Annotated in this window: 13 protein-coding genes; 1 reads left to right on the top strand and 12 read right to left on the bottom strand. The window is 44.4% G+C overall.

What is annotated here, in order from left to right:
• Positions 1-21: 21 nt before the first annotated feature.
• Entirely contained in the window at positions 22-405 is a 384-nt protein-coding gene (locus J4N42_RS05945) for a MarR family transcriptional regulator (RefSeq protein WP_252030491.1), read from the bottom strand.
• Positions 406-616: 211 nt separating this feature from the next.
• Between J4N42_RS05945 and J4N42_RS05940 the strand changes: the two genes are divergently transcribed.
• Positions 617-1,303: a DUF2982 domain-containing protein gene (locus tag J4N42_RS05940; protein WP_252030490.1), complete on the top strand. Its 687-nt coding sequence runs from the start codon at positions 617-619 to the stop codon at positions 1,301-1,303.
• On the opposite strand, the gene J4N42_RS05935 is transcribed toward J4N42_RS05940, so the two are convergent.
• The 11 genes from J4N42_RS05935 to J4N42_RS05885 all read right to left on the bottom strand — a co-directional run bounded on the left by J4N42_RS05935 (position 1,300) and on the right by J4N42_RS05885 (position 12,498).
• Positions 1,300-1,956, bottom strand: coding sequence for an MBL fold metallo-hydrolase (locus tag J4N42_RS05935; protein WP_252030489.1), 657 nt, complete (start codon positions 1,954-1,956; stop codon positions 1,300-1,302). The genes J4N42_RS05940 and J4N42_RS05935 overlap by 4 nt on opposite strands.
• 76 nt (positions 1,957-2,032) lie before the next feature.
• On the bottom strand, positions 2,033-2,575 hold the full coding sequence (gene mepK / locus J4N42_RS05930) for a peptidoglycan L,D-endopeptidase MepK (protein ID WP_252030488.1): 543 nt from the start codon (positions 2,573-2,575) through the stop codon (positions 2,033-2,035).
• Between the two features lie 189 nt (positions 2,576-2,764).
• The gene (locus J4N42_RS05925; protein ID WP_252030487.1) at positions 2,765-4,339 is read right to left on the bottom strand and encodes a L,D-transpeptidase family protein; all 1,575 of its coding nucleotides are present in this window, start codon (positions 4,337-4,339) and stop codon (positions 2,765-2,767) included.
• Positions 4,340-4,432: 93 nt separating this feature from the next.
• Positions 4,433-5,518 carry a DUF1513 domain-containing protein gene (locus J4N42_RS05920; RefSeq protein ID WP_252030486.1) on the bottom strand — a complete coding sequence of 362 codons (1,086 nt, stop codon included), beginning with the start codon at positions 5,516-5,518 and terminating at the stop codon, positions 4,433-4,435.
• Positions 5,499-6,539 carry an imelysin family protein gene (locus J4N42_RS05915; RefSeq protein ID WP_252030485.1) on the bottom strand — a complete coding sequence of 347 codons (1,041 nt, stop codon included), beginning with the start codon at positions 6,537-6,539 and terminating at the stop codon, positions 5,499-5,501. Before J4N42_RS05915 ends, J4N42_RS05920 begins: the two co-directional genes overlap by 20 nt.
• 95 nt (positions 6,540-6,634) lie before the next feature.
• Positions 6,635-8,017, bottom strand: coding sequence for a di-heme oxidoreductase family protein (locus tag J4N42_RS05910; RefSeq protein WP_252030484.1), 1,383 nt, complete (start codon positions 8,015-8,017; stop codon positions 6,635-6,637).
• 117 nt (positions 8,018-8,134) lie between these two features.
• Positions 8,135-9,397: an imelysin family protein gene (locus J4N42_RS05905; protein ID WP_252030483.1), complete on the bottom strand. Its 1,263-nt coding sequence runs from the start codon at positions 9,395-9,397 to the stop codon at positions 8,135-8,137.
• A gap of 167 nt (positions 9,398-9,564) precedes the next feature.
• Complete coding sequence (locus J4N42_RS05900) at positions 9,565-10,161, bottom strand: GTP cyclohydrolase II (protein ID WP_252030481.1); 597 nt, start codon at positions 10,159-10,161, stop codon at positions 9,565-9,567.
• Positions 10,162-10,840: 679 nt separating this feature from the next.
• Positions 10,841-11,314: a DUF2947 domain-containing protein gene (locus J4N42_RS05895; RefSeq protein ID WP_252030480.1), complete on the bottom strand. Its 474-nt coding sequence runs from the start codon at positions 11,312-11,314 to the stop codon at positions 10,841-10,843.
• Between the two features lie 12 nt (positions 11,315-11,326).
• The gene (locus J4N42_RS05890; protein WP_252030479.1) at positions 11,327-11,917 is read right to left on the bottom strand and encodes an HD domain-containing protein; all 591 of its coding nucleotides are present in this window, start codon (positions 11,915-11,917) and stop codon (positions 11,327-11,329) included.
• Entirely contained in the window at positions 11,914-12,498 is a 585-nt protein-coding gene (locus J4N42_RS05885) for a GNAT family N-acetyltransferase (protein ID WP_252030478.1), read from the bottom strand. Before J4N42_RS05885 ends, J4N42_RS05890 begins: the two co-directional genes overlap by 4 nt.
• Positions 12,499-12,560 lie beyond the last annotated feature (62 nt).

Below are 12,560 nucleotides of genomic sequence, written 5' to 3'. Positions count from 1 at the left end.
TAAAGGGCATAACTTTGCAGTTTAAACGGCTTTGTAGATAACTTTGTTGCCTGCAAGTTGCTCTTTAGCTACTAGGTTTTCTTCTAGTAGTTTTTTCAGTGCGCCAGTTGCCCAAGATGCAGCCTTTGCTTCTTCTTGACCAGCAGCTAGGCCGATACCTTTAGGGTTAATACCTTCAGCGTTGCTCGCGACAATGTCTAGAACTTGTTGCTGTTTAGGCGTTAGCGCTACGTCAGTGCTTTTAGCCACAGCTTTTGCCGCTGCCGGCTTTTCTGCTGTTGTTTTTGCAGCTACAGTCTTCTCTACTGCTGGTTTTGCTTTTTTTGGAGCTGCAGTGTTTGCAACTGTCGCTTTAATGCGCTTTTGCAGTTTCATCTGCACGTTACGCTTATGAGCAAGTCTCATCGAGTATGTCTCCATTTCACTGCAATCACTGCAGTGGTGAAAATTTGAAGCGCGTTTTATACCAAAAATTTGTATAGATTTGTAGAGTATCGGCAACTTTATGGGGCAAAAATGCGCACAACGGCGGCTAGAGTCTACAATTTATACAGTAAGTGATATTTGTACTGAATAAATAAACAGAGGTCTCGGTTGAATATAGCCGTAGCAAAAAATGCAAACTCTACACCTTTCCAATCAGCTGATTAAAGTTAATCCTTTCTCCAATAAGTTCGTACTTTTTGCTGCCATTCTACTCATTTCTACAGTATTGCTTTTGTCTCCCGATCTTCCCCTAGCCTTGATGATCATTGGATGTGGAGCATTCATTATCACCCTGTGTCATATCCTTATCTTGAAAAGCACCGTTAGCTACACATTGACCTCAACGCATTTTCAGCAACACCTATACAAAGGTGGCTGGGTCGTTAAGTGGAGCAACATCAGCAAAATCGGAATATGTTGCTGTGATTCAGAGGGTTGGCAGCAGCCTTTGCCTTGGATTGGAATTAAGCTAAAACACTACGAACCATACTTGGATGGCATTTGTCCTCGTATCGCCACCGAAGTATTGCTCAGCCAACGTGCCTTACTGTATTTGGGCCTCAAACAACAGCACCGAGAAACGCAATTTGAAGACGTGGTGCTCGATTCACACCCCTACACTAGCCGTGATGGCTTTCGTTACTCCGGGCTATTGGCAATGCTGGCCAACCGGATGAGACACCAACGGCAAAGTTACGATTACGATGTGTTTATATCAGCGAATGATTTGGATAGGAGTGCTGAGGAATTTGTTGGACTAGCTCGACGCTACCTTGCAGCTGCCGAGCCAGAATCACAAGAGCAGATGAAGGGTTAGTAAAGAGGCATTTCATCAGCGACAAAAGGATTAGAAGCACGTTCGCGGCCAAACGTTGATTCAGGCCCATGCCCTGGTACAAAACGTACATCGTTGCCTAATGGCCATAACTTAGTTTTGATTGAATTAATTAAGGTATCAAAGTCACCTTGCGGGAAATCGGTACGCCCAACGCTGCCATTGAAAAGGACATCACCAACAAACGCCAACTGTGCTTCTTTACTAAATAGCACTACATGGCCAGGGGTATGGCCTGGAGTATGAAGTACATCTAAAACTTGATGACCAAATGAAACTTGATCGCCATCGTTTAGCCACTTATTTGGCTCAAAAGCTTCAGTTAATGGGAAACCAAACATTTGGCTTTGACCTTCAAGGCCTTGAAGCCAAAAGTTGTCCGCTTTGTGTGGGCCAACAATATTAACACCGCCCAAAGTTTCAGCCAGAGGCTCTGTTCCACCTACATGATCAAGGTGGCCATGAGTCAGAACTAAGTTCACCACCTTAACTCCAAGCTCTTTAATCAACATTGCAAGTTGCTTTACGTCACCACCAGGATCGACGACAACGCCTTCCATGGTTTCATCACACCAAACAATAGAGCAATTTTGAGAAAACGACGTCACTGGAACAACTTGATACTTTAGAGACATATCTTAACCTTAAGCCTTATCGAAACTAGGGTGAACTATGACACCACTGTGTAGTGATTACAATCTTAGCAAGTGGTTATGCCCAGTTTCGTACCGGTCCAGTATCGATATGGATAAAGTTACTCCCTGGATAGTAACCCACTCCACCCGCTTTCAGCTCGATAGCAGCATCACGCAGTAGCTTTAGGTCAACGCCTTCAACTCGAAAGTCAATGGCTTGTCCCAACATGTGGAAGCTCTTTTTTGCCACGCCATTTGACTGGCTACGTAGCGCTTCATTGGTTGCTGGAGAACGGTACCCCGAAATGATTTGAACTTCATTCGATGTGCCAATCATTGATTGTATTTGGCTAATGTTGTCGAATAAGCGCTTATCCATTGGATGAACTTCATTGCGGCGAAAATCTCGGCAAATGTGGTCCAGTCTAGCTAACTCGGCTTCAAGATATTGGTGACCGTTAAAATATTGAGTCTCTAATGTCTCGCCAGTATGTAGGTTATTCATTGCAAGCTCACGAGGCTTATCTGGATAGCCCGCTTGAGCAAGACGAGGAAGACCTGACGCTACAACTAAACCACTACCCGCTAACTTAATGAAATGACGACGAGATACCTGCACTCTACTGACCTTTGAACGTTGATTTATGGACCGGAAGCGGACACTACCGGACTATTTTGACAAGTTCAAATGCATAAAGTGTGCTCAAAGCAGCAAATACACCAGCGACTAGTGCTTAATTATTGAGCAGAAAAGAAAAATAAATTTGTCAGTAAAAATGTCAGAATTGTGCAAATATCAAACAATCGGCTAACTCTTACCGTTATTGTGCGCTACGTTGTCGTAGCGGTAAACATCATCACGGTAGTGAATTTCTCCCGACTCAAACCATACGGTTTGATAAATAATATGGACTGGGATACGTCGCTTAAGAGGAATGGCTTTGTTGGTGTCTTGGCTACTTTCAGCAATGACTAACTCATCCAGCCCTTGGTTTTCTAGCAGTACAGTAGCAAATTGATCTGCCTTTTCTACGCGGACACACCCTGAGCTAAACGCTCGCGTTTCTTCATCAAACAGATGTTTGCTGGGAGTATCGTGCAAGAAAATTGCTCGTCGATTTGGGGTATTAAACTTATACAGTCCCAATGCATTGCCTATACCCGATTGTTGTCGCATTTTGTATGGGAATGTTTTGGGATTAACACTGGACCAATCAATTTCTTCAGCACTTACAGGGCTGTCGGCATTCCAGCGTTTCACAATATCTATCTTGTTCTTAGTTAAGTAATTATTGTCGAGCTTAACCTGTGGAAGAATGTCTTCGACCATAATCTTACGCGGCACATTCCAAGTGGGGTTCAATATAAGAGAATCGAGCTTGGTGGCCATAAGAGGTGTTTTACGCGACGTCTTACCTACTACAACTTTCGACTCAAACACTGCTTCCCCCGAATACCAATACTTCATATCGAAGCTAGGAACATTGACGAGAATGATCGTCTCTCTCTGGATTGGCCAGATTCGCGAGCGCTCAGCATTAAGCGCCAACATAGATAAACGCTCCTCCGCACTTAGGTTTAGCCACTTGATCGTCGCAGGCCCAATAATTCCATCTACCGTTAGGCCATGTAACCGCTGAAAGGCTTTTACAGGCTCAGTCAAACTCGCATCGAACCAAGACACATCACTGCGCACTTTGCTTATATCAATATCGACTAGTGCTAAGCGTTTAACCAGCGTGTCTCGATCACTGAGCTTATCCCCTGTCTTGGCCAGCCCTCGTTGACGATAAGCTGGTATCTCTTCTCGATGGACAGAGCGAAGATGTTGATAGGATTTCGTGAGCTGAATGTAACCTTGGGTCGTAGGGGTAAAAGTGTCGAGTAACTCGTCTAACTGCTGCAACTCAATCGCGACAAACAGCGACAGCACCGAGTCTCGGCTTGGCTCTGGAAGATAGTTAAGTGACTGACCTTGAAAAAACCAAGCTTCTCCTAAGCTAGGGGCTTGCTGTGCATAACTCATGTAAAGCAAGGTCGTATCTGTGGCCAACAAGTCGTATTCAAACCAGCGGTTCTGCTGTCGAAACTGACGTAGATGTTTAAGCTGCCTAACAAACAAAGGGCTAAATCCAGCTCTCTGAATCATCTCTAGTTTCAGCTCCAACTGTTGGCTTTGTTCTAAATCGAACCAAATCAGTTGGTCGTCATTCTCTTGGTAAACACGAGAAACAAGCGCTGGGTATTGAATAAGCGAAACGACTTCAGAGTCCGATTCAAGCCAAGTCAGTTGCTCAAATCGCTCTAACGCCCATACCTTGGTCGATAAGATGGAGATCGGTAAGATTAATGTTGAAATTAAGAGCAATCGCCACGCTTTCATCTACACACTCATTTCCCTGCTTCACTGTAAAATAAAGTATGGCAGAGAAATGAGTTTTCGTCGGACTAATCAACGCGAGAAAGTAGTTCAGAGCTAGATAGCAGACCAGTGATTGTCCCACTGGATATTGCTGTTAATTGACGTATTTTCAGAGGGATACTTATCGGTAATTACGTTTCCGGAGCCCGAACTCACAAGAAAGTGGTTATTGTTAACCACCACTCCTGATGCATCTGATAAAGAAGACAGTTCTACAAGCCTTCTTGTTTGTTTAGACCAGATGCCATAACAGTTCCCTCTAGGAGAAGTGGCTAAAATCCACTCATCGGTCGCGGCAATACTCGCAATGTAATGATTAAAACGTGCCCACTGTTCTGGGTCGGCCTCTAACTCAAGCATTTTGCTTCCGCGAGTATGCATCGCCAATAACGAAGGGTATTCTTCCGGTTCACCACGATATTGTTGACCACATAGCACCGTCTCACTGCCGTCGTGAGCTAAGTGACGAATACTCAATTGATGGTCTGTAAGCCCAACTTGGTCGATAAGCTCTCCTTCTGAAGACAGGTAACTCAAACTTGGCGACATCGAATCTAAGTTAAGTGGCGTTCTGCCATTGGTATGAACCCCTCCTACCCCTATCGCCAATGAATCATCTGGCATCACAATCACTTCATGTGGGCCTAAGCCAAAGCCACTGAACTCAGCAACCTTTTCGTAGCCAGATAGGACATCGTAAACCCCGATAATACCTTTACTGGTTCCTCGTTCACCTTCTGTCGCGTATAACCAATTGCCATCATTCGAGTAGACACCATGTCCATAGAAGTGACGCGTTGGTATTGCCGAAGACAGTTTGACTATCTCACCAGAGGTATAATCAAATACCATAAAGAAGGTACCTGGCCGCCTAGCAAACACAACAGCGTGATTGAAACGAGTATTGGTTGCCACACCGTGACCACGTTCGGGTAATGGCAATTTTCTAATTGGTAAACCGTAGTCGTCAGCGACAACTGCACTGTATTGGTCACGACCAGAAATGGAACAACCGATCAGCGCGGGGACTTGAGAGCGTTCGGTCGACGCACATCCAAAAGGAAGTATCGGACTCGCTGCTCCGAAAAGGGCAGCTTTTAGTAGTTTACGCCTTGCTTTATCAGTCACCATCAGTTGCATTAAACCCTATAACAACGCCAAGCTCGATAGCCACTTCTTCATGAATGAAATACTGTAGCTGTTCAAGCTTGTTGTACTGAGACATCACAGTTCTATAACCGTCTTTCGTTTGCAGCAAATCGAATAAACTCGAGTCTGTCGGCCATGTATCTTTGATCAAGGAAAACTGGTTCTGAATACTATCAGCTAAAACAACTTTCCCTCTTTGCCTTAATCGTGCGTCCAGCCCTTTCCCATCGGCTAAATACAAAGCTTCCATTGCTTTCACGTTGTTTAGTAAATTGCTCATGGAAGAGCGCGAACGCCAAGACTCTGCAAAATAAGGCCGCGGCTGACCAATTTTCGCCATTGGTCGACTCAACTTCTTCATGCTGTAATCAAGTTGATTGGTCAACAAAGCAATATACTCGCTATCCCACGCTTTTTGGTCTAGCCCCACCCAAGGGTTCGAGTTCCACGCTGCTGATATGGAATGGGCATTATTGGCAAGATTTTGTGAAATTGCATACCCAGTCTGACATACCTGTTTACTGTTAGCTAAAGATGACCGCTCGTCATACAACAGCCACTCTATCGCCCCAAGCCCCTGAACTGTGACGCTTTGCTCAGCGATATCACTCTGCGACCAAGGTTGAGTCGATGAGGTCAAGGCCTGCATTTTTCTGCCTGTCGTGTTCTTCTTGTCCGGCCAAAACTGCACATTCCAACTTTGTTCAAGCGCCTTCGAAGGGCCTCGCTCTTGTCCCTGAAGCGCCATCCACGCCGTCATTGCAGCGTGCCAGTCGGTTTTTAACTGAGCAAGTTCAACTTCTCCATTGCAGTAAGATTGGAATGTTTGGCTAAGTTCCTCCGCTTTAGTATCAAAATTAGCTGCCGCCACAAATTCGACTTGATATACCGCTTGGCTAATGTGATTGGTTTGCTGAGCGAGACTTTCTATCGCTTTCGTCTCACTCGTTGTTTGGCAAGCAGCCAGAGAAAGTACGCTAGTGACTGCGACAGACAGTTTATAAATATTCATTCCACTTCCTTTCCTAAGTTGCTTAAAGGTGGTAACCGCTTAAGCCAAAATTGTTTAAGGTTTCAATGTGTAATAACAACCTAATAGAATCAGCACTATAAAGAGTTGAGGAATGCAATCAGAGCATCTCGCTCATTCTGACTAAACTGAAGCACACCTTGTTTAGCAGATTCAGCTTCTCCTCCATGCCAAAGCACTGCCTCAAGCAAGTTTCTAGCGCGGCCATCGTGCAAGAAGTAAGTATGACCATTCACTTCCTCTGTATAGCCAATCCCCCACAATGGAGCCGTTCTCCATTCACGACCATTTGCTAAGTATTCTGGCCTGTTGTCGGCTAAACCTTCCCCCATATCATGCAATAGCAGATCGGTATATGGGTGAATCAACTGTTCAGACAGCGCGGGAAGTTCAGGTCTTTTTGCCGTTTTAATATTGGTCTTATGACAGCTATCGCAACCCACTTTAGTAAACAACGTTTTACCTAGTTGCACCGCTGGGTCTTCAGTATTTCGGCGAATAGGCACCGCAAGATGCTGTGAGTAAAACTCAACAAAGTCTAAAATATTATCGCTTACTTCTGGCGTACCACCATTTGGAAGGTCAGCACAAATCGATTGTTTAGATGTGCAGTTTTCCTTCGGAAACAAACGGCTTGTTAGGCCAACATCGCCATTAAATGCGGCGGCGTTTTGCTGCATAAGATTGGGTTGCCCTGCTTTCCATCCGAACCGACCCAGTGCGAATTGGTTCGCTTGAACATCCCAGACTTTATTAGCCTTACCCGAAACTGCACCACCTTCTGCGGCTTGCTCTTTCTCCCATCTAAGAATGGTTTCCTCTGGGATACTTTCTAGCAGTCCAAGACCTATCATAGGGGGCGCTACTCGTGCCGAAAATTGCGTGTCTGGATGCATTTCACCATAGCCCAGATCGGTAATAGCTAAATGAGGTTTACGCAATACAACTGTGGTCCCATCGGCAAACTCCACAGGCACATCGGTATAGGTAATATTGATTTTTCCTTCTGGCGTCTCATCCGGTAATGAGAAATCCTGTAACTGTCCACCATACGTTGGCTCAGGGATAACGCCATCTTTAATATAGGCTTTCTTCTGCTCATCCGTCATCGCTGGGATGCTCAGCCTCACTAGCATAGAAACTGCATGAATGTCATTCGCTTCTGGAGGGTGCCCTCTACCATCTTTGATGTGGCAGTTCTGACAACCATTAGTATTGAAAAGAGGCCCTAATCCATCACGTGCATCCGTTGAAGCAGGGGCCTGAACCCAAGGATTTCGGAAAAAGCTGTTGCCTACACTGAAGTCCAGCCTCTTGCTCATCGGCAAGTTGGCCGCAGGTAAAGAGTATGCGTTCGGGCCATTTTTCTTAACGCTTGTACCACCACCAGATTTGATATCGTTGGCGTGGAGACTTGTAGATAGGATTGCTAATAAGGTAACTGCGATTTGGGACTTCATACCACTGCTCTTCTTGGTAATGTGTATATTGGCAAAACAAATATGGTTGTTGCGGGCAAAACGCCTACAAACAGCAAAAGGGCTCAATGAGCCCTTTATTTATATGGGTATTATTTTTTAAAATTCGTGATCAGCTGTATCTGGGTTCAAGCTGTCGATACCAATAATTGAAGCCGCGCGCTCAATTGATGACGTTTGAGCCACAAGCGACATGATGGTCTCATTCACCAACGCATTACCTTGCGCATTGCCAGCAGCGATCAGTTGATCAAAATGCTGATTGTTTTTCTCTGCAGACGTCACTAGCTGACCAACTTGCGTACGAGTCACATCAAACTGTTTCTGGATCTCTTTTGCCGCTTGCTTGTCTTTCTGAGCAACGAGATCGTGGATACTTGGACCAGACAGCAGCTCTCCGTTTTCACGCACGTATAGGCCAGTGTAAACGTTGTAGATTCCCTGCTCGTTGTAGTAATGAGAATTGTGTGTGTTATCCGAGAAACAATCGTGCTCATCTTCTGTTGAGTTTGCTTCCAGCGCAACTTTCATGCGCTCACCAGCAAGCTCACCTAAAGACAATGAACCCATGCCAAATAGCATTTTACGTAGGCCATTTTCCGCGCTGTCGTTAAGAAGCTCTTGGCGGTAGTTTCCTGCTTCAGAGGCAGACCATTGCTTTTCCATCCATTCTAAGTCTTGAACAAGTAGATCCGCGGCTGCTTGTAGGTATTCACCACGACGTTCACAGTTACCGTTGGTACAGCCTTTGCCGACGACAAAATCTGTATACGCACGTTCGCCAGCACCAGCATTAGTGCCATTTAGATCTTGTCCCCAAAGAAGGAACTCAATCGCGTGATAACCTGAAGCAACGTTCGCTTCTGAACCACCAACTTCATTCAGGTCTGCAATTAGCTCAGGCGTAATTTTTGCTGTATCAAGAGTCGTCGCACCGATAGTGATTTTTTCGTTTGCAACAATGTTCGCACTTGCACCTTCGTTACCCAGTTCATATTGATAGTCAGCCGCTACGTAATCGATCAAACCTTCATCCAGAGGCCAAGCATTCAACTGCCCTTCCCAGTCATCAACCACTGCATTACCAAAACGGAAAACTTCAGATTGTTGGTACGGTACGCGAGAGTCTAGCCAAGCTTGTTTCACTTCCGCTAGGCTTTTCTCAGATGGGTTTGAAAGGAAAGCATCGATTGATTTGTCAAGCATTTTTGCTGTTGTCAGCGCATCCGCAAAAACGGCGTGAGCGAGGTCTGCGTAATGCTCGACTACCTGATCCTGAGTAACAGTTGCAGAGAATGATGCACCACTGACAACTACTGCAGAGGCAGCTATAGAGCGAACGAGCAAAGTTTTTACATTCATGAAAAGCGTCCTTGTTGAGCTTAAATACCACTTACGTATTGCTAGTGCTAATTATTATCATTTGCACTATTTGTTCGAGATAATACAAATTTACAATTTTTTTGCAAGCCACAAACAAAAAAACCTCACAGAAGTGAGGTTTTTATCAACAATAGGACGAAATATTTCTATAACTTCAGGTTATGTTTCCCGTGAGAGACTTTTGCTTGCAGGTAACTTTCGTTGCCATGCTTAATATGAGCAGAAGTATTCACCACTTCAACAATCTCAATGCCGTTCTCTTTCAGTTCTTTGACCTTTTTAGGGTTATTGGTTACTAAACGGATTTGCTTAACACCCAACGCATCAAGCATTTGTGCTGCTTCAGTGAAGTCTCGAAGATCATCACCAAAGCCCAAATGGTTGTTCGCTTCATAGGTATTCATCCCTTCACTTTGTAGCCTGTAAGCGTCAATTTTATTGTAAAGGCCAATGCCACGCCCTTCTTGACGTAAGTACAAAATAATACCGCCGTGCTCGCCCATCTTATTGATGGTTTCTTCTAATTGCTCGCCGCAATCACAACGAGAGGAATGGAAAACATCACCAGTTAGGCACTCTGAGTGCATACGGACTAAAGGGGCGTCCCCTTGAAGATCAGCTTGCTTGAAAATGACCGCAACGTGTTCTTTGTCGGTTTTTAAATCGCTAAAAGAAAGGATTTCGGCGTCAATGTTACTCTTTGCACCGACTTTTAGATCCACTCTGGCTCGAACTTCCGCCATATTAAATACTCACTTGAATTCTGACTTATCGAGGCTAACTACTCTTCACCCATGAGAAACTCAACGTCTGAGTGGTAGCATCCTCTTATATTGATAATATACACGCTAAAACTTGCTGATAGTTACTATTGGGGCAACTACACCGTTTTTCAACGTTTTAGTCATAATAGCAAATTGTTATATTATAACAATACATTCTTCAGGCATAAAAAAACCTTAACTGATTCAGCCAGCTAAGGTTCCACGTTTTCTTTATAAATCAATGCTTCTGATTAACTTTCCATACGGAGAGTTCGACCCAAACGGTTTCAAGCTCCCTTAACTCTTCTTCAGTTAAGAACGACAATGTTGGCTTTGTATGTGGCAAAGCGTTTCTTTGTAGCAAGTTAAGCCTCGCATAGAAGTCCTTCTTTAACTGAGAAATTAAGGATTCCACTACTTTTTCCTATAACGTTCAATGTTTAAGCATTCTTTTTTGCAAGAATAACACATTAGATACTTGCTTCACCTCAAGCATCAGGTTGTGGAATGGTTATCACACACCAAAGCGTATTTTTGACTTAAAACTTGTTGAAAACTCACATTATTTCTGAGCGCTATCATGCTGCCCTTCTCAGCTAATACTTGCGTAATATGCTAAAAACAGAAAAAGCAGCTCAATTCGCTGCTTTTTCCTAAGTTAACTTCGGTAGCCCAATTGCACTAGGCCTTCAGAGTCAAACCATAGCGCCTGCTTTCTGCGTCTCGCAATGAGGATAGGCCCATCATCGTAAAACAAAAAGTTTTTCCAATGCTTTCTAAAGATCGACCACTTTGTTTCTATGACATTGTATTTTTCATAGCAGAAGTACACAGTCACATCATCTTGCCAATCCAAATGGTTGAGTACTTCTTCTGGGAGGCCTAACTCATCATCTTCCCAGTTTGCCATCCAATCAACACTGTCTGGCCAATTACTTTCTTTACTCGGCCAATCAGACGAACTGAATCTTTCGCTGTCAGGGCTTTGTGCACTAATGTTCTCTTTCCATAGCTGTGCAGCTCTTGCCTCACTCATCGGTTTTATCTGAGCGAGGTCGTGCTCAGGAATCGGCATAGATTGGTGAGTAAAAATCCATTTTCTTTGGTATTCATCCAAAGGCAAATACGACATTCATTTTCCTCGTTAAGCTTTAAGCCAACCTTTCAAGGTCGCCTCTTCTATCATTTGTTGTGCTTTTTCCCATAACGCTGTAGAACCGTCACCGATACGACTATTCACTGAAATAGCTTGCTGACGAGTGACGCCATGCTCTTGCCAACTCTGGCCCTGGTTATGGTAGTTCAATAGCATGGGGATAATTCTATCTAGGGCTTTGGCAAACTTCGCATCATTGGATTTAGCAGACTCAAATTCCAACCATAGCGCTTTTAGCTCTTCAGCTTGATCGTGTGGTAGTAGCCCGAACAAGCGGTTCGCCGCAGCCAATTCTTTCTCTTCTTGCTGCTCGGAAGCAACAGTATCGTATACAAACGTATCTCCTGCATCTATCTCAACAATGTCATGCAGAAGTAGCATTTTTACCACTCGAGACACATCGACTGGTTGATTGGCGTGTTCTGACATTAACACTGCCATCAATGCTACATGCCAGCTGTGCTCAGCACTATTTTCTAATCGCTTATCGGCACTCTTAACCCGTGTTCGGCGCAGTACTGATTTCAGTTGATCAAGCTCGATGACTAAAGATAGTTGTTGCTCTAGGCGATCGTTCATCTTACAGCCTCTTTCCAGTTAGGGTTAATCATGGAAGTTAGAACGTGATCTTGCCAAGCTCCATTGATCAACAAGTAGTCCTTAGCAAACCCTTCTTTGCTGAAACCGACCTTCTTCAATACCGAAGCACTGCGCTCATTATTAGGCATGTATCCTGCCGATATTCGATGCATGTTCTGAATAGAAAACATATAGTTCACAGCAAGTTTCAGAGCTCTGGTCATCACTCCCCGACCTTGCGCCTCTGCATCCAGAGAATACCCGACATTACATGAATGCAACGGAAAGCGGGTTAAATTGCTAAAGGAAATTGTACCTAACATCTGCTTGCTGCTTGAATCGATAATCAGCAAATAGTAACCAAGCCCTAACCCATGAAGCTCGTGCAGTTTAATCAGTTTCTGCGCCCAACCGGATACGCTATAAAATGCGGCCTCTCGCCTAGGTTCCCAAACTTTTAGGTGTTCTTTGTTCCGATTGAAGTAACCTGCGATCAATTCTGCATCTGTCACTTCTGCAGTACGAAGCAAAACGTCACCATCTACTTCGTACACCTGTCTAGGTGTGCTCACCTTTTCCATGTTTGCTCTTACCTACTGTTTACTCAACTCGACGTTCTCGGATAACGTGCCTGTTTATGTAT

It is taken from the genome of Vibrio sp. SCSIO 43135, from assembly GCF_023716665.1.
Lineage (GTDB): Bacteria > Pseudomonadota > Gammaproteobacteria > Enterobacterales > Vibrionaceae > Vibrio > Vibrio paucivorans.
Note: the sequence above shows the minus strand (reverse complement) of the source record. Positions and strands in the feature narration are given on the sequence as shown.